Here is a 17,978-nt window from a genome sequence, read left to right on the forward strand (position 1 = left end):
GTCTTTGATGAGTTTCTACCGCAATGGAATTACACGGCTAAACCAGAATTACAGGTTATTTAATCCACGTTCCTAAGCGGCAAGTTATCAGTTAACTTGTCTGCGTAAGCCTTCCCAATATAACCTCGCAAACTCTATTCACAGAGTCGAGTAGTAGACGAAACTGCTAACTGATGGTCTTTTTAGACCTTTTCAAGAATTTGTCGCCCTTTGAGGTACAGCCACCCTATCGATCTTGGCTTGATAGTAGATTCTTTCGAGAGAACACGCTTAGACACCCTGAGGCAAGTAGCTCAACCGCAATTATGGAGTGTTTGCTGACTCCCTCTTCGTTAGTTGCGGTCTACTTTATCTAATATTTATAACTTTCCTCAGTAAAACGATGCAAATGAAAGAGTAAATAAAGTTTGCCTGATGGAATAACTGTATTCATTCCGGCTTTATACGGAACCATTCCGGTTTTATACAGAGTTATTAACTGAGACAACCGATCGCAAAGTCAAAAAGGGACTTACCTGTGAGACATGACCAGTGACAGGCAAACAAATCGGGTGCTTGTACGTTGAGACTAGCAACTGCAGGCGCTGCTGGAAAGGGGAACAGCCGATCAAAACAAAGCGCATCATCCTGCCAGCCAAACTGCATCAGGTAAACAGCTGGTGGTGCCTTGAGCGATCGCAGCAACCGTTGACCCAAAGCATACAGTGGTTGCCGTTGTACATCCGAAAGGTGAATTGGCTGCTCATAGCATGGCTCTGGCGAAGACGTTGTGAAGACTCTATCCGCCTTCATGCCAATCACTTCAGCGTAGAGTGGCCCTTTTACTGTAAGGACGATCGGCAACCAGAAATTACCAACACCCGTCGCATAGTCCCAATGCTGAAGCTGCTGACGTAGAGCATCCGTATGGCGGCAGGTTGTGTAAACCGCCTGTGCTGTAAGGGGCAAGGTCTCGGGCAGATCAAGCGTGAGAGGACAAAGCAAGCGATCACCCACGATACTGTTATCGGCTACCAACTCAGATGCGGTCATCACATCCACAGATACCGTTTGAGCCTCAGACTCTTGCTCACCAAGGATAGCGTTCTGAAGCGCAGACACCATCTGAGCTGTTGTAGCTGAGGCAAGCGAATCGACAACAATTAGTACATCAGGCATTGCATCTTAGGCGTTCCCAAAGCTGGGGAGAGCAGCACTCATGCCTTTGGGGAAGCTTGGTAAGTCGAGATGCGTTTGACGGCGAGTTCTCACTGCCAGACGGTAGCTGACGCTTTGAAGTTCAGCATGAAGCTGACGATTTTCACGCTGAATTTGAGTTACTTTTTCGCGAATGGGCACCATGCGTTCAGCGAATTTCTGACGATAAATTTTGGGCAGCTCTTGGACAACCTGCTCCAACATGCGAGAGCGATCGGTCAGCTCTTGCACCGATTGCCGTAATTGGTAAATTTCTGTATCGCGATCAGTGATCTGCTCCTGGTAAAACGTTACCTGCTGCTCTACACCTTGCAGTTGCTCGCGCAGGGCCCGAACCTCAGACAAATGACGCTCGGAGACTTCCGGGCTTGGCATAAAGTTAGCATTGCCCTTGACTAGGCGAAAGAGCTCCTGAGAGAGCTGCTGCACTAAATTGTCGCGCATCTGTAACTCTTCGCGCAGACGTACAGTCTCACTTTGCAAATCGGGCAGGGTTTGGCTCTCAGAATAAGTCACGTCTTTAGAACTCCATTTTCTATAGCATCAGGCTGGTTTAGGTGAGACTCCCAGCGACGAGGGGCAGAGGCGCGGCGAATCTCCCGCCAAATTGCGGTTGCAGCTAATGTACCATCTGCAACCGCAATTGATACCTGATTTAGTCCTTCTTTTAAATCACCAATGGCAAAAAGGCGTGGATGCGAGGTCCGGCACATCGAATCTGTCACCAAATTCTCACCGCTCCACTGCAAATCTAGCCCTTTCAGGTATTCGTTAAAGTATTGTGAACCCATTGCCACCAGTCCTGTCTCTAACTCCACCGTGGAGCCATCAGCTAGAGCTACACCCGTCATTTCGTGGTCGTGCCCAAGGAGGCGATCGATCGGTGCTTCGACCAACGGATAGCCATGATCCTTTAACTTCTGGCGCATGGCATCGCTCACGTCACAGAGGCCTTGTGTGAAGACCGTGATATATGGAGTGAACCAGTTCAACACAAACGCAGTGTTGATCGCTGCTTCAGTCTCTACAAACAGCCCGCACTGTTTATCGGCAATCTCATAGCCGTCACAGATCATGCAAACGTGCAGATTATACCCAGCGTAATCGTAAACATTTTGCATATCCTCAAGGTGGGGCAAGCGATCGATGATACCGCTTGCCGCTACCACATACTTGCTGCGAAAAACAGGATAGATGCTGTCCTGCTTGCCGACTTTGACCTTGACAGCAAAGGTTTCACCTTCGTCATGCACCGCTTCTACAAAGCCAGCCAGGTAATCGGCACCGAGTGAGAGCACGTGTTGTTGCCCCTGCTGCAGAAGTGTACGACCAGGTGTGTCGGACGGCAAACCCAGGTAGTTCCGCAAATCTTGCATCCAAAACGATCGTCCCCGCCCCTTCTCAATCACTAAGCAGGAGAGACGGTAGCGCTGCAGGTAAACTGCCGCTGCCAGCCCCCCTGCACCGCCGCCAACGATAACGACATCGTAGACGTGCTCTAACCGCTGATCCAGATTTTTCTTGGAGAGCTTCATGGGTTTGCTTTGACTGCACTCAAGACGAACGACAAAGGGTAGAAACTAACTTCTATTGCCTCTAGTGTAAGCAGTTTGCGACTCGCATAGGGCTCAGAGCTAGGCTTCTACAGCTTCTTTTTCGACTTCTGGAACTTCTTGCTTAATGGTTAGGAAACGAATCACTTCTTCGCTCAAGCGCATAGCACGCTCTACCAACGCCACTTGACTGCCATCGCTTTGATAGTTGATTTGGATATAAATGCCTTCGCGGTTTTTTTGAATTTCGTAAGCTAACCGACGCTTACCGCGATGCTGTGTCTCCAAAACATCGGCTCCGTTTTCGCGCAGAATGGTCTGATACTTTTCGATCGCCTGATCCACTGCTTCTTCGTTCAGGTCAGGCCGAAGAATGTACATCGTTTCGTAGAAATATTCCATGTCGAAAGTCTCCTTGTGGACTAATGGCTTCGTGATGCAGTATCGGAAGATCGGTGCGAAAGGTCGAAAACCACTCGCAGCGATCGCTTTAGAGCTCAAGAAGCAAGGATTTATAATTCTATCGTCTTTGGGTTGCAAGTAGCCAGATCGGCGACCGATTAAAATTAATCAGCTTTCGTAATGCGTTACCGATACCGCTATGCCCGAAACTGTAGTGATAGGTTTAAACACAACCGTTGCAGCGGCATTATGGCTCGACCACCCTGTCTATACAGTGTCAGGCTAGTTTCTACATTTTTCTTGGTCTGTGAGGAAGCAGTTGAGTTATGGCACAGCGCTATGTCCGGGTTCAAACAGCAGACGGACAGATCTATTACGGCTTACTTCAACTTAGCCGAGAGGTGCGTGTTTTAGATGCGCCTCCCTGGTTGAATGGACAATTAACGGATTTGGAACTGTTAGCGGAAAGCTACTCCATTCTGGCACCCTGTGCGCCATCAAAAGTGGTAGCGGTTGGCAAGAATTATGCGGATCACGCGGCAGAGATGGGTACACCTGTACCTGAAGAGCCACTCTTGTTCATGAAGCCATCAACCGCCGTCATTGCCACAGATGGCATCATCTTGTATCCTCCTCAGTCGCAGCGCGTGGACTATGAAGGTGAGTTGGCGTTGATTATCGGCGATCGCTGTGTGGACTGTACCCCTGAGCAGGCGCAAGGAAAAATTTGGGGTTATACGATCGCAAACGACGTGACCGCGCGCGATTTACAACGCAAAGATGGTCAGTGGACACGTGCTAAAGGCTTCGATACCTTCTGCCCATTGGGCCCCTGGATCGTGCGGGATGTTAGCCCAGGAGCGCGGTTGCAGACGTTCATCAATGATGCCCTCAAACCTGTACAGTCTGCCTTTATCGACCAAATGGTGTTTTCGCCAGATGTTTTGGTGTCTTACATCAGTCAAGCCATCACGTTGCTGCCTGGGGACGTGGTGCTCACTGGGACACCAGAGGGCGTGGGGCCGCTTCAGGTGGGCGATCGCGTGAGAGTAGAAATCGAGGGGATTGGCTACTTAAACAATACAGTGGCTATACGAGTGCCTGAAACAACGTGAAAGGCACCTCTGCCGAGATGCCTTTCGTTTCTTCCTGTCGATTCACCGTTTCAGATAGCGATCTAACGCACCTGAGTGTAAGCAGCATCCGAGATCGTGGGAATTTCAGCATAGCGCCCTAACGCTGATTGGACAACAGAGTAGCCAACTGCCACTATGACGCCCAGAAAGATGGTATTGAATAGCGTTTGTACGAGTAGGGGCTCCTGCAGGATTGGAGAAAGGACATAACGCCACAAAATTGAAACTAGGCTCAAGACGATACCAAACAGGATCGACTGCATGGCGTTGAACCGAATGAAATGAACGATCGACTCATTTCTGACCACCAGCAGAAAGAGTGCGAAAAAGATGATCAGAGACATGAAGCCGCCAAAGCCAAAGTAAATGCTTAAAAGTGGCGAAAGCGGAATGGCGATCGCACGTAAGATCGGACTCAAAAAAGAACCAGACCCGATGGCTCCATACACTAGCCCAATTACGTCCAGCAGTGGTAGCAGATAGACCAAACAAGCGAAGATCCGGTCTGTGGGAGAAGTCGACCCGCGCCAAGCCATGTTGCGTTCTCCAGAAATAATCAAGGTTCCTAATATTGCCCAGGATAACGCAGTTAGTGGGGGATGCCCAACTTTAGAGTTGCATGGAACTGACTGCTTCTTGCAAGAGCCATTGGTCAGGTTGCCTGGTTTTGCAGTAGGCGATCGACGATACCAACGAGACGATCGATATTGCGCTCTTGCCGTTCTGCTGTTTCTGCCTGACGTGCCGCTGCCACCGCCTGCCGATCTGCTGCTGCTGCTTGCTGCTCCGCTGCTGCTGCTTGCTGCTCCGCTGCTGCTGCTTGCTGCTCAATCCGTTCTTTAATCTCACTAAAGCCTTCGGTCAAATGACCAATCTGATCGGTAAGTGCGTCAATTTTGTCAGTAAGAGCATCCAGCTTATGGTTATGCTGGCCGGAAGAATGCATAAGGGCAGTAGTCGCCTGGACAAGTTGGTCTAGCTGCTGCTGCGTCGTTGGGTTAGGCATTTTGGCAGTGGTACACACTGTTATTTAAGAGAAAATTATAGCTTTATCCAGTGCAGTCAGCGGTTGGCAGTCCTAAGAGTTTTGAGTTGCAAGAGAAGAGCGAGGAGCATTTTGAGTTTTTGGGTCGCGACCTCCTCCTCTCCTGCTGCCCTCGCCCCCTCCACTGCCTTCTCTAGTCCCCGTTCCCTTCTAACCGCTTGCGATTGTCTCAGCCAGCTAACCGCGATCAAGTTGCGTTGAGCCTAAATACTTGGTGAGATACGGTGAAAAAACTTCGTAAATCAGTGTGAGCGGCTGTCCACGATGCCAGAATAAGTAGTGGCGACCCCAAAGTGGCCCTGATTGCCCAAACGCCTTTTCTAGAGCCGCTGAGTGACCGTAGTAGAGGCCCTGAACATCGCGATAAAGCTCTGTCCGCAAACGGGCGAGGCTAGCCCAAATGGGGAGCGATCGATTTTGCAGGTACTCATCCACATGGCTGGCTTCCCACCAGGATGTCGCATAGGCTAGACGCTGCCCCGAAGCCGTGCGCAACCAAACTTGCCGCCGAAGCCGAGGCCCTGGAACAACTTGCAGTTGACTCGGTGCGTGATCACTGTCCATGCCGATCGCTGACATATCAATGACATCCACTTCAGTAGGCTCTCCAGTCAGCAACTGTAGATGACGGGTTGGAGAACCATCGCCCAGCATCAGCATCTGCCAGGTCGGTGCCAGTTTGCTATGAGGTAATCCTTGCTGCACTACAGCCGCATCACCCTGCCAGAGGGGGTTAAGAGGATGCCAAGTGGTTGGCAGCGTCACGCGCTCTGGGGGAGTAGTGGTGATGGTCAACTTCTTTACACAACGTAACCTCTCTACAATCATAGCGCTCTCGTTGGCAAAGTTCTTGAGCCAGAAGGCGATCGGAACAGTGGGTTGTTATACTGCTGGCGTTGCGATGAGGACGGTTTTTGAAGCTTGTCCACTAGCGTGAGGAAACTTAAATCATGGAGCTAAAAATTGTTCCTTGCTCTCCTGAACGGATTAAAAACTTGCCTAACGGTGCCGATACGTTCCACACCGCTTACGGGTTCTAGGTGGTCGATGGCTACTTGCTTTTAAAGGGGTACTGCAATACAGCCTCAACGCAATACGAGCGTCACAAATTTGGCACCCGTGGCTACCCTATCTGTTTCTCTTTCAGCCCGATCGGGCGTTAGTTGGGCTGGGAGGCTTTAAATCAGTACCCTATGCTAACCGTACGGTTAGCATAGGGTACTCTGTTCCCCCAGCTATCACAGCAGGGGCTTTACAACATCGGCGGCGCACCAGCTGATTGAGATTGCACTCGCATCAAAGTTAGTTGACTGCGTGAGCGCTCATACTTTAGCAGAGCAGAATGCCTCGACTAGAGTGTTAGAAAAGTGCGGCATGACTAAGGTATCAGAGCGGCTCGATCCTGAAGATGGGCCATTGTAGCGATGGGAGATTAGCACAGTGAACTGTGTGTCGATTGTTAGAGCGGCCGATTGCTAGAGCGACAGTAGGCAATGCCCTCTTCGTCCCCCGTTCCGGTGCGCAAGTTACAACACCTAAAGGTTCTCTGCCCGCTCTTCCCAGCCCCGCATCTTGCCGGGATTCAGCAGTCCGTAGGGATCAACCATTTCTTTGAAGCGCAACTGCTCCAGATCAACTGTCTTCATACCGCCATCTTCCAGGACATAGGTGTGAGGGTTGGCAATGAAGGCACCGTTTGCTTCGTGGTAATGAATAATGTCTGCAAGACGCTCTGGAGTGGTGTAGCGGACGATTTGCAAAGCGGCAGGGACGGCTGCGCCACCGATGCGAATAAACTCCAGGTGCATCATCACTTCATCACCAAAGTGTTGATACATGTGCTCAACTAGCTTCATCTCTTTATCTAGCGGGAATATGGTTTGAAGGTAGGTAAGAGACGGATCAACACTACGGGCGTGCAGCGTGGTGTGGTTCCAGGAATATTCCACCAGCGTGGTACCTTTGCTGGCTTCTTGAGCGCTTTTCTGTAAACAAACCGTGCCGTTGTATGCCTTTACCAACTCGGCGAAGGGTTCTAAAGCTGATTCGGCCACCATAACCAGCGCACAGTGGCTACCTGCCGGAATGACATTGCGGAAAGCAGCAAAATAGGTGGGAATGGGATCAGCGCAGATGCAAACGAGCTTTTTGATGATGCCATCGCTATCGCTGAAGGCTTGCCCAAACCGAGCAGCTGTCATGAAGTCGGGGAAGGCCACGATCGCCTCTGCCCAGGCATAAGCAGGAGCCAGTGGAATTTCGAGTTCGGTAATGATGCCGTTGGTGCCATAGGCATGAGCCACTTTGTAAACGTCATCGCCGCGTAGCTCAATGACACGGGGCGTATCCTCCATCGTGACCACGCGAACCGCCAGCAAATTGCCACGATCGCGAATTTGGCCATAAGTAATGGAGCCAATACCGCCACTGCCACCCCCAATAAAGCCGCCGATCGTGGCTGTGCGATAAGTTGAGGGCAGCATCCGCACTTCCCAACCGCTGCTGCGAGTTTGCTTATCCAGCGCTGCAAGTTTGACACCTGGTTCAACACATGCCAACCCAGGCTTGACCCATTTGACCGCCTGCATCCGCGATAGATCAAGAATGACCCCACCTTGCAGCGGCACACACTGCCCGTAGTTACCCGTTCCAGCCCCACGCACGGTCAACGGCAACTTATATTTGACACAGGCCGCCGCAACCTGGATGACCTCCGCTTCACTCATCGGGCGCACTACCAGCGCGCCTCGCTTATCACTTAATAGTGGCTGCAGAATCGGGCTAAAAGTGTAGTAATCCTGAGAAAGCTTTGTAATCTGCGTGCTATCGGTGATGATTTCTAGCCCAGTTAGCTCAGCAATCAAGGGTTGAAGGTTAGCAGGCTGTGTAGTTGTAGACGTCATAGGCTGAAGGTGCGAACATAAATAATCTCGACGACTGCATGACAGTGTAGAAGAGTCGATCAGCGTTTAGCATGACATAAGTTATTTGAGACAGGCAGTAGTGATAGTAGCAAACGAGCATTCACTGTTGCTGTAAGGTTCTCACCGTAAGAATTTGCGGTGGCGTTGAGTCGGGTGGATAAAGAAAATCGACCTGCACCAACCGCCGATCGCCCTTCGCTAGTTTCAGTACAACTAACGGTTCGCCCTGCTGTCCGCGACGCTGCACTAAATGAAGATAACGAGTTTGCGGTAAGCCCTGATCGTCGTTGTAGCGGATACGCACCGTGCCTCGAAAGAAAACCTGCTTTGCGGGTGGTTGCAGGAAGCGGAGCCCCTTTTGAGGGTTGTCTTCCTTTAGCGGCGTTTCTAATGCGATCGCCACCGTCTGAGCGTGGTCAGTTGTATTCTGCAACGGCAGCGTCAGGTTGTACTCGATCGCATAGTTGCCATGTGCCTGGTAGGCCGTGTCGGGATAGCGGGCAACCATCTGGGCTGTTTGAATTTGACCAGTGCCCAGGGTGCCACGTAGCAAGGTACTGAGTCCGTAGGAAAACGCTTGACCCGGTTGGGGGAGGCTGAGAAACCAGTTGTCTAGAGTGGAATCACGTGTGTGCGCCGGATCGATGATTTGAGCCGTCCACTGTGATCCCTGTGAGACGCCTGCAACGCGACCGTAGATGATTTGCCCTTTGGTCTGCTCAGGCGGCGTTGGTACCCGATCGCGCGGCCCTGCAAGTGCTCCCGTCTTCAAGAGCGTTTGCCATGCGTCCAGCGTCGGAGGCGATTCGCTGCCATCAGCATTCTGGGTAGCAAACTTAGCCAGGCTCGCAGCATACAGAGGCGCGCTGCTACGCAGCCGAATGAGGGTCGATCGTCCATTAAGTGGCGGATTGAGAGTTCTTACTGGAATGGGCAAATTCAGCAGCAGTTGACTCTCCCCAGGGCTGATCACAATTTGAGCCGGAAAGTCTGTTTGTCGTCGTCCACGGAGCACTTCGTCGGTAGCACGGCTGCCTGGCCCAGCAAATACGGTTCCCAAAGGGTTCTCCACAGAGGTGGGTAGATCAACAAACGGGGCATCGGGTTGGCTGAGGTAGCTAGCGGCTTGCAGAATATCGACTGTCAATGTTTCGCTACCAGGGTTATGCAGCAAAATGCCCAGATAAAGAGTACGTAAATCGTTTGGTGTTTTTGCTTTAGCAATGTGGTGCGCAAAAACATCAAATCGCCCCTTTAATGGCGTATGCAAATGTGCTGTCGGGGATGCCTTGCCTTGTGGTGGAAAGGTTGACAGAAGAATGCCTTCCGCTTGCACCAATTCGGGGCTGTTGCTATTGAAAACTAAAACTGAATCAAGCTGTCCAGGCAGCGATCGCATGACTTGCGGCACAAGTATTTCCTGACTGGTACTTTTAGGTAGCTCTGGAGTTGCTTGCGCCAAGATTAAGCTTGAGATTAACGAAAACATATGCTGTAGCGTGATCGTCCTGGAACGGGATGAGAGACAGCGCCAGCTATCTCAAAAAAGCATACAGGACGATCGCAGCCAACCCCCAACCATACCTCAACCAATCATAGGGGCATGAGTGAAATCACTTTCATAACAGAGCTATAGCGTTAGCTGATCTGTCATCAACGATGTTGCTTTAGCATGCAAGTCCGCGATCGGCGTTCCAGAGTATCACCTTTTCAAGTGCAAAATGTTGGTTGAAAGCGCAACTTCACCTAGAAAGCTCGCTTTAAATCTGTTGAAGGAGCTGTAGAATCGTCAAGAAATCTTGCAGCACAGGCTCTAGATTTACCTCATGCAAAACCGGTACGTGAATGAAGAGGCATTGGCAACTTAAGCGATACGTTTGAATGTACTGCAAGACCGAGTAATACAGGTGATTACAAACAAAATCTCCGGCATCATCGCTGACTTGAGTGACCGTTAAATCCTCCACAAGTCGATCGACATCAATGCTTGTTTGAAGGATCTTTGACTGATGCTTACCATTGGACTCTACAGTTAATTTTGTTCGGCTTTCGGCCATGCCACAGCAGACAATGATTTCTGGTTGCCACGCATCGATCTGGGCAATTACTTGTTGAGGCGCTGCTTGAAAATCAACGGGTAACTTGCGTAACACCGTCACCTTTTCACGCCATTCAGCAAACCGCTGCGGCTGACTCATCGCTGCAATCAAATCATCCGATGCATTCGAACGGTGATGGGCTTCCCAAATATCAAAGGACGTGAGCAAGATTCTCTTGGTCATACTCAGCCATAGTTAGGACAGCATGCAAAAGCCATCACTGCATTACCCGCCATACTAGTGTCTGGTGAGTAGCATTGAAGGTTAACAACCATCGATCAAGAGAACAGACTTGCAGAGCAGTGAATTGGTTCGCAAAGATCAGAAATATCAGTCTTTAAAGCTCAGAAGCAGCCGCGAAAATCTGTCACTGACAAAACCGTTCGACATTCATCGTAACAGTCTAAGGATCGTGGATTAAAGAAAATCGACAAATTATCTGCAGGTAGGGGCGCACGGCCGTGCGCCCCTACAGGAAATGCCGGAGTTATTAAATTCTTGTTCCTAAGTTGTCCTTCTCAGCTACGCAAACTGAGTAACTCTTGAGGGGATGCTAAAAGTTTGATTTTTGCTAGCAGCAGCTTCTTTTCAGGATTCAGGACGAAGAGCCAGGAAACATTCACTGAAAAGAGAGTGGTTTGCACCTTGCCAACCACTTGTACTTCGGTGCAATCGCCGTCTAGCAGTTTCACCACGCCTTGACGAGGTAGTAGGTTAAACCCCTTTGCTTCGGCTTGCAAATAAGCTGCGATTGCGTCTACACCCACCACCGCTTGCTCAAACGGTGGCTGCATTTCACCATCAGCAGCAAACAGGTGCCCCGTTGCCTGAAACGCTCCTTCGTTGAGTGTTTCAAAGTAGCGCAAAATCACTAGCTCACTGACGCCCGCGATCGTCAACGTGGTAGACGCCGTAGCATCCGGTTGGGCAATGGGTGAAGTTAAAACTTTCATAGCTCTATGTCAATGATGGGGCTGCAATCATGGCATTAACGCACCTTTAGCATACGGAGAGTAGCCCCAAAGAACGTGCTCCTTCAGAGAGATTGCGGCGCGATCAACCATGCGAATCAGCCCTTCTAAAGTTGGGGTTTAGGGGGTGAATTCCGACAGCTTTTGCGTAAGTCCTATCTACTGCATATTTTAAGGATTTACTGGAGTCGTAGGAACAACGACTGATCCTGGATTTGACGACGGTAGTGGCGTCGGCGTCGGTGATGGTGATGGCAGTGGTGATGGTGTCGGCGTCGGTGTTGGTGCTGGTGTCGGTGATGGTGTCGGTGATGGCAGTGGTGATGGTGTCGGCGTCGGCGTCGGTGTCGGTGTCGGTGCTGGTGTCGGTGATGGCGATGGCAGTGGTGATGGTGTCGTTACTGTCGGTGGTGGTGGATTAGTAGGAGGTTGGGAGCCGACAGACACAACATAAGGAGACGGGATCACAGACAGTTGCCCAGCATCCGCCAACGCTTGGTAAACGAAGGCAGCAACTTCAGCTCTAGTGGCTGGACGGGCAGGATTTAACTCTTTGACCCGAGGATAATTGACGACCAGGCGTCGATCGGTTGCAGCCGCGATCGCGCCATTCGCCCAGCTCGGAATTTGTGCAGCATCCTGGTAAAAGGACAGTGCATCCGTACTGGGGCTGCTGAGCTTCAGACCACTGGCTAGTGAGACCAACGCCTCCACGCGAGGAATCTGCTGATTCGGTTTAAACGTGCTGTCTGGGTAGCCGGACATAAAGCCCTTTTGATAGGCTGTTTGAATTGCTCCAGCACCCCAGAAATTGGCTTGAATATCCTTAAAAGCAAGGCTGGCACGTTCCGGTGGCAACGAAGCAAAGGCTTTACTCACGATCGCGGCGAACTGAACCCGTGTGACTGCCTCATCCGGTCGGAAGGTGCCGTCTTCAAACCCACTAATGATTTTCTGAGCCGCCAATGCGTCGATGTAATTCTTTGCCCAATTCGATTGCGTATCAACAAATGCCGTTAACTTAATGCTGGAGGGATTGGTCTCGCTGGTCAGGTAAACAAAACCCAGCGGCTTGCCGTTTGCATCGATACGCTTTGTCAATCGCCATCCAGGGCTAAGGTTGATCTTGGCAAAGGCTCCAGCAGAAGGAAGCCCGTTGGTTCTACCCACTTCGATCGGCGGTGCGTCGCGATTGGTTAAGTCAACGGCAAGCAAGACTAAATCATTATCCCGTTTGAGCACGCTGAGCTGTAAGAGCAAGCCAAAATCTCGATCGGCTAGACGGACAGAATAGCCGTTGCTGTCAGTGCTACGACCACAAATGCGAGTGAAGTCGAATTTCAGCAGCAGTGGATCGATGATCGTTGGGTTCGAGCCACTTTCACTCCAGCAAGGACGTTGATCAGAAAGTTGTTCCAGAATCAAAAGCTGATAAGCATCGGCGCTGTAGGGAGACGCAACCACAACAAATTTGCTGGGATCAACTTCTGTTTTTCCAAAGACGGCCGCGATCGTCGTTTTAGCAGGATTTAAGAGGCTAAGCGACGTTATACTCAGAGCCGCTACTAGCGATGCAAGGCGAAATCGTCTTAAAGTTACCATATCAGTAAGCCTATTTTTGTAGAAGCATTGAAGTGACTGCTGTTTCAATCGCTTAACAGCATACCAACCGATCGTGACGGTATGAATATTACCTTTAATTGACGTAGACCCAGGTTAACAGTGCCATTTACACTTGCGTAAATAATCCTTGATACCTTTTATGTCATCGTCTCTGTGGTTGTATCCTCTATCGAATGGGGGATGATGGCAACCTGCTCAATGCGGTAACCATCCATTGCCACAATTTCAAAATCAAATTGATTCCACGTAAATGATTCAGCAACGGTAGGAATATGACCTAATTGCTGCAAGATAAAACCACCAATTGTTTGGTAGTCAACGCCTTCTCCTAACGGCAACTGTTTGAAATGAAAGAGTTCTTTAAATTCATCGATCGGCAACATACCATCGACCAACCATGAGCCATCGTCACGCCTAATTGCCTGTGGTTCAAATGGTTCATTGCCAGTGTGAATATCGCCCACGATCGCTTCTAAGAGATCATTCAACGTCACTAAGCCTTGCGTTGCGCCGTACTCATCAACCACTACAGCAATGTGACTACCAGAGGTTTTAAACAGTTCCAGGGCGTTGAAAGCTCGAATACTTTCTGGAATATAAAGCGATGGTGTTAGCAGTTCCCTCAGCGCCGTTAACGTCAACGAGTGATCGAGGCTAGCAGCCAGCAATTCTTTCGCTCTCAAGAAGCCAACTGGGTGATCGACACTTTCCTGACAAACCAGAAAGTTGGAATGCACGCTAGCAATTACCTGCTGCTGTAAGGTTGCGATCGGATCGTCAATATCCAACCACACCATATCGAGCCTGGGCGTCATCAGCGCGCTCACTCGTTGCGCGCCCAATCGAAACACGCGCTCGACCATATCTTCTTGCGCCTCTTCTAACAGCCCTGCTTCGCGAGTGGCTGAGACAAGCAGCTGCAGTTCTGCGGGTGAATGAATTAATTCTTCGCTATTGCCCGTTTCTAAGCCAAGCGCACTCAGTACCCAATTTCCCAAGCTGTTGAGTGCATAAACAGCCGGACGGAAAAGCCTCAGGTAAAGCTCTAGCAGTTGAATGACAAATAGTGCCGTCTCTTCGGGGCGTTGCAATGCCAAACTCTTAGGCGCTAACTCTCCCAGCACGATATGCAGCGCCGTAATGATGGTAAACGCAATGAGGACACCGAGCGTATGAGCACCTACCAGAGCAAGGTTGCCAGGTAGCACACGTTCCAGCGCTGGCTCAATGAGAGCGGCGATCGCGGGTTCTCCCAACCAACCTAGGCCCAGCGACGACATGGTGACCCCAAGCTGTGTTGCCGCCAAATAGGCATCCAAATGGTTGACCGCCCGTTGTAAAACCTTGGCACGCGCCCGACCTTCAACCACCAACTGCTCCACACGGCTGCGACGCACTGCTACCAACGCAAACTCTGCCGCCACAAAAAAGCCGTTGGCGAACACTAAGACGATGACTGCTAGTAATTTACCGACGATTAGCAAGCCAGAAGACCCTGCCATACTCCATCCACAAACGACTGATTACCTTATGACAGTAGTGACCGAGACGGTAAAAAGGCAAGAGGAATTGCCACACAGTGCTAACGAACTTGCTCAGAACGTTCTCATATGGGATGTGCAATCTAAAGACACGGGTTGTGCAATCTAAAGGCCTTACAGTCAATCCATTGTGAAGTTGAATGTTGTTCTTGAAGATGAGAGACGTTTGGCGATGAGAAAAACTTATGGCAGAAAGACTTCCTTTGAACTGGAAGCCAGAGCGGTGGACATCATGATGACTGAATGCCTCATTAATGCCCGTGCTATTTGTGTCGCACCTATTTGTGGTTCAAATGGTTAGACGGCATTTTGTCGGAGCGTTCCATGGAACGCTCCGACAAAAATAGAACAACATGTCTAGAGCATCCCCCCGATTGGAACAACGATTAAAGAGCGTTCAAGGGACGATTAGGGTTTGGTTAATGGATGATCGACCCAGAGTACTTGTTGTCACAGAAGCCGATTAAGGCATGGTTATGGCTTTTCAGAGGCAATATAAATTTTTCTACGCACGTTCCTAACTGATGCTATTACCTGGTGTAGTGTTCTGCTGTCCTGCTTGTATACCATCATTCGCCAGGAGTTGTCCTCATGCCTTCCGTCTCCAAACGAGTTGCGATCGGGTTCACGGGGCTAGCGATCGGATGCACGTCTTTTCTAGTGCTCCAAAACACGCGTGCTCAAGTCCCACCGACAGGAACGTTTACGGCGACGCAAGTCTGCCCTGCAACGCAAGCTATCAATGGCAGAAACCCTGGCAACGTAAAGCTGACAGTTGGAACCCTCTACGCGGCTCAAGGTTTCAATAGTCCACAACGTCAGTTTGTGTTGCTGGCAGTCCCAGGAGCGACACCCGATCGACGCTGGGTAAGTGCCACTTGCGGTGAGTTCCAGGCCAATGGTGGCAGTAATCCAACGCCCAGCCCAACACCTGATCCAACGCCTGACTCGTCGCCCACTCCAAGACCAACGAATTCGCCTATTGCCTCGCTCCTGCCATTCTTTGATACAGAAAATAACCCTGTTCCAGTCGATTTCCCAAGTGGCGCTCAGAAGGACATTTCGCCTCCACCACCAGAGCTAGAGGAGTTTGATCGGAAGATTCTGACACTCTGCGGAGCCGAGTTCGATGCCCCCGTCAGTAGCGCCAAGTTCCGTCAGTTGATGACGTTTTATCCCGACGTGGTTCGTAAGCTCAAGCAGGTAACAGCCGGTGAGCTGAAGCCTAACCGCCGCTCCGATAGTCAGTTTTTAGATGATTTGACTGCTATTTGGTTTGAGCAGAAGGGCTTTAAACACATTTTCTGCGGCGAAAAGGATGGTAAGAGCATCGGTGGACTGCATTTTGTTGGTCGTTACCTGGAGTTTCAGCAGAAGGGCATTGCAGGGCGCATTCTCCGCGCTGGAAACGGCAGAAAGGCAACGCAAGAAGTGGTGGATGGTGAAATTTACACCTTTGGGGTCGCGATCGTGCAAAACGGTCGGGTCATTGCAGACAATCCCATCAAAGGCTATCCTTACACGCTCAATGCACAGGAAACATTGCTAGAAGGCACGCGCGGCTTCAAGCTGTTTAAGTCTACTTCTAGCGAATCCAAAGGTTGTTTGTTGACAGTTACAGTTCCAGGTACTACACCGTATCAAGCCGTTTTTGTCAAAAAAGCGGGCGCTATTCGCACGTTTTACCCCGATGCTACGCCTGACACCAGTCGCAATGACTCGTGCGACCAACCTTCCCGGTAAGAAACCATGCGCAAAAAAGAGACGAACGGCGCGATCGCGGTGCAGGCGATCGCAGGCTCCTACGTTGTCCTGCTGGGCATCGATCTGGCAGAGTCAAATCGTGTCGGTGTGTTGGGGTTTGCGATCGAGCGCCTCGACCATACTGAAGACGAGCGCTACTGGCTCAAGGGCTTTCGTACTTTTGAGGAAACCAATCCCAACTTACCTCCTGGTAGTCTGGTATCGACACTAGAGCATCCCATTCAAGCGTTTCTCTGGGGCGATTTCACGGCCAAACCTGCTCATGACTACACGTATCGCGTCGTTGCACTGCGTGGCAAACCCAAAAAGCTGGAGCAAGGCGAAACGGTAGAGGTCTCTATTGCCACTGAGGATGAGGCCACAGGCACTCATGCCGTGTACTTTAACCGGGGAGTCGCTGGTTCTCAGGCGTATGCCCGCAAGTTCAAGAATCTGCCGCCTGATCAAGTGCCCAAAAGGCTTGCCTGGTCGTGGCTGTCTCGTGGGTTAGTCGAAGCGCTACTGGCGTTTATCAAGCAGGCGAAGGGTAGCCAATATGAGCTCCGGGCAGCACTTTACGAATTTCAGTATCAACCCGTGCTGGAAGCGTTTGGTGCAGCACAGAAAACGGGAACGGCTGTCAAAATCATCTTTGATGCCAAGCCGAATGGTCAGAACTACCCCAACCAGGCAAACCGGGACGCGATCGCCACTGCCCAAATTGCATCTCTGACGCGGCCTCGCCAAACGAACCCTAGCTACATCGCTCACAACAAATTCATCATTTTGCTGAAAGACGGTAAGCCAATGCAAGTGTGGACAGGTTCCACCAACATCACGGATGGCGGCATCTTTGGGCATTCCAATGTGGGACATATTGTGCGCGATCCGGCTGTGGCTGACAGCTATCTCGCCTATTGGGAGCAACTCAGTCACGATCCTGCTGCCGTCAAGCTGCGTCCCTGGAATGATGAGCAAACACCTGTCCCAACCGGATTACCACCAGCGACAACGACCACAATCTTCAGCCCTCGCCGCTCTTTAGCCGCATTGGAATGGTATGCCGATCGCATGGAAGCAACCCATACGGCTGTGTTTCTCACCGCTGCGTTTGGTGTGAATGATCTGCTGGCAACCGTGCTGGCGGCAGATAAAGATTACCTGCGCTATGTCTTGCTGGAGAAAGAAGGCGGCAACATTGAAACGCTACGGCGTGATCCTGACACGCGTATTGCTGTTGGGGCTGTAAAAAAAGGCGGAACCTTTGATCGCTTCCTGCAAGAAAAGACCACCAACTTAAATACGCATGTCCGCTACATCCACACAAAGTACATGCTGATTGATCCCCTCAGCGACGACCCGATCGTCATCACGGGTTCTGCTAACTTCAGCGATGCCTCGACCAAGAACAACGACGAAAATATGCTGGTGATTCGGGGCGATCGACGTGTTGCCGATCTTTACCTGGGCGAATTTATGCGGTTATTTAACCACTACTATGCCCGCTATGTCGCCACCATCCAAAGTACGGATGCTAACGAGGCGCGATCGGTTTACCTCAAACCCGATGATTCCTGGCTTAAAGGCTATTACGAAGCAGGCTCACCCAAGCAAAAGGAGCGGTTGTATTTTGCGGGTTAAGGTTAGTGTCGTGGGCAAGCATGATCCCGTCAGCTAGCATCTCGCAAGTTTGCTACGCTAAATAACGACTGGCACTAAAGAACAGATGCATTCAGTTATCCTG

General features: G+C 50.7%; 17 protein-coding genes and 1 pseudogene. 5 read left to right on the forward strand and 13 right to left on the reverse strand.

Translation table 11 applies throughout. The features are described 5' to 3' along the window. Positions 1-474: 474 nt before the first annotated feature. The 4 genes from C7B82_RS22865 to rpsF form a co-directional block, all read right to left on the reverse strand. Complete coding sequence (locus tag C7B82_RS22865; protein ID WP_106258885.1) at positions 475-1,158, reverse strand: hypothetical protein; 684 nt, start codon at positions 1,156-1,158, stop codon at positions 475-477. 6 nt (positions 1,159-1,164) lie between these two features. Continuing rightward, positions 1,165-1,713 (reverse strand): Npun_F5560 family protein, encoded by a 549-nt coding sequence (locus tag C7B82_RS22870; protein ID WP_106258887.1) that lies wholly within the window; start codon positions 1,711-1,713, stop codon positions 1,165-1,167. Then, the gene (locus C7B82_RS22875) at positions 1,710-2,732 is read right to left on the reverse strand and encodes an NAD(P)/FAD-dependent oxidoreductase (RefSeq protein ID WP_106258889.1); all 1,023 of its coding nucleotides are present in this window, start codon (positions 2,730-2,732) and stop codon (positions 1,710-1,712) included. The genes C7B82_RS22870 and C7B82_RS22875 overlap by 4 nt, the downstream gene beginning before the upstream one ends. Positions 2,733-2,831: 99 nt before the next feature. After that, positions 2,832-3,152 carry a 30S ribosomal protein S6 gene (rpsF, locus tag C7B82_RS22880; protein ID WP_106258890.1) on the reverse strand — a complete coding sequence of 107 codons (321 nt, stop codon included), beginning with the start codon at positions 3,150-3,152 and terminating at the stop codon, positions 2,832-2,834. Between the two features lie 326 nt (positions 3,153-3,478). Here rpsF and C7B82_RS22885 point away from each other — a divergent pair, with 326 nt between their 5' ends. Next, positions 3,479-4,267, forward strand: a complete 789-nt coding sequence (locus tag C7B82_RS22885; RefSeq protein WP_106258892.1) for a fumarylacetoacetate hydrolase family protein — start codon at positions 3,479-3,481, stop codon at positions 4,265-4,267. 62 nt (positions 4,268-4,329) lie between these two features. On the opposite strand, the gene C7B82_RS22890 is transcribed toward C7B82_RS22885, so the two are convergent. From C7B82_RS22890 to C7B82_RS22900, 3 genes are all read right to left on the reverse strand, one after another. Beyond that, complete coding sequence (locus tag C7B82_RS22890; protein ID WP_106258894.1) at positions 4,330-4,824, reverse strand: Tic20 family protein; 495 nt, start codon at positions 4,822-4,824, stop codon at positions 4,330-4,332. 116 nt (positions 4,825-4,940) lie between these two features. Next, the gene (locus C7B82_RS22895; RefSeq protein WP_106258896.1) at positions 4,941-5,294 is read right to left on the reverse strand and encodes a hypothetical protein; all 354 of its coding nucleotides are present in this window, start codon (positions 5,292-5,294) and stop codon (positions 4,941-4,943) included. 216 nt (positions 5,295-5,510) lie between these two features. Beyond that, on the reverse strand, positions 5,511-6,161 hold the full coding sequence (locus C7B82_RS22900) for a chorismate lyase (protein ID WP_219904652.1): 651 nt from the start codon (positions 6,159-6,161) through the stop codon (positions 5,511-5,513). Between the two features lie 399 nt (positions 6,162-6,560). On the opposite strand from C7B82_RS22900, the pseudogene C7B82_RS34795 reads away from it, so the two are divergent. Next, positions 6,561-6,755: pseudogene (locus tag C7B82_RS34795) on the forward strand (GNAT family N-acetyltransferase); the annotation flags it as partial. A 113-nt stretch (positions 6,756-6,868) separates the two neighbouring features. On the opposite strand, the gene C7B82_RS22910 reads toward C7B82_RS34795, so the two are convergent. The 6 genes from C7B82_RS22910 to C7B82_RS22935 all read right to left on the reverse strand — a co-directional run bounded on the left by C7B82_RS22910 (position 6,869) and on the right by C7B82_RS22935 (position 14,452). Next, a complete protein-coding gene (locus C7B82_RS22910) occupies positions 6,869-8,236 on the reverse strand; it encodes an FAD-binding oxidoreductase (RefSeq protein WP_106258897.1) in 1,368 nt (455 codons plus the stop codon). A gap of 121 nt (positions 8,237-8,357) precedes the next feature. Further along, positions 8,358-9,746: a DUF3370 domain-containing protein gene (locus C7B82_RS22915; protein WP_106258899.1), complete on the reverse strand. Its 1,389-nt coding sequence runs from the start codon at positions 9,744-9,746 to the stop codon at positions 8,358-8,360. A gap of 271 nt (positions 9,747-10,017) precedes the next feature. Next, complete coding sequence (locus C7B82_RS22920) at positions 10,018-10,539, reverse strand: pyroglutamyl-peptidase I family protein (protein ID WP_106258901.1); 522 nt, start codon at positions 10,537-10,539, stop codon at positions 10,018-10,020. A 335-nt stretch (positions 10,540-10,874) separates the two neighbouring features. Next, positions 10,875-11,309 (reverse strand): ketosteroid isomerase family protein, encoded by a 435-nt coding sequence (locus tag C7B82_RS22925; protein ID WP_106258902.1) that lies wholly within the window; start codon positions 11,307-11,309, stop codon positions 10,875-10,877. Positions 11,310-11,498: 189 nt separating this feature from the next. Further along, positions 11,499-12,929: a DUF3747 domain-containing protein gene (locus C7B82_RS22930; RefSeq protein ID WP_219904653.1), complete on the reverse strand. Its 1,431-nt coding sequence runs from the start codon at positions 12,927-12,929 to the stop codon at positions 11,499-11,501. Positions 12,930-13,087: 158 nt separating this feature from the next. After that, positions 13,088-14,452: a hemolysin family protein gene (locus C7B82_RS22935; protein WP_106258904.1), complete on the reverse strand. Its 1,365-nt coding sequence runs from the start codon at positions 14,450-14,452 to the stop codon at positions 13,088-13,090. A gap of 169 nt (positions 14,453-14,621) precedes the next feature. On the opposite strand from C7B82_RS22935, the gene C7B82_RS32615 reads away from it, so the two are divergent. The 3 genes from C7B82_RS32615 to C7B82_RS22945 all read left to right on the forward strand — a co-directional run bounded on the left by C7B82_RS32615 (position 14,622) and on the right by C7B82_RS22945 (position 17,875). Beyond that, positions 14,622-14,792, forward strand: coding sequence for a hypothetical protein (locus C7B82_RS32615; protein ID WP_181357620.1), 171 nt, complete (start codon positions 14,622-14,624; stop codon positions 14,790-14,792). A gap of 290 nt (positions 14,793-15,082) precedes the next feature. Further along, on the forward strand, positions 15,083-16,234 hold the full coding sequence (locus C7B82_RS22940) for an EndoU domain-containing protein (protein WP_106258905.1): 1,152 nt from the start codon (positions 15,083-15,085) through the stop codon (positions 16,232-16,234). A gap of 6 nt (positions 16,235-16,240) precedes the next feature. Next, entirely contained in the window at positions 16,241-17,875 is a 1,635-nt protein-coding gene (locus C7B82_RS22945) for a phospholipase D-like domain-containing protein (RefSeq protein WP_106258907.1), read from the forward strand. Positions 17,876-17,978: the final 103 nt, after the last annotated feature.

Origin of the sequence: Stenomitos frigidus ULC18 (assembly GCF_003003795.1) — a bacterium.
Lineage (GTDB): Bacteria > Cyanobacteriota > Cyanobacteriia > Leptolyngbyales > Leptolyngbyaceae > Stenomitos > Stenomitos frigidus_A.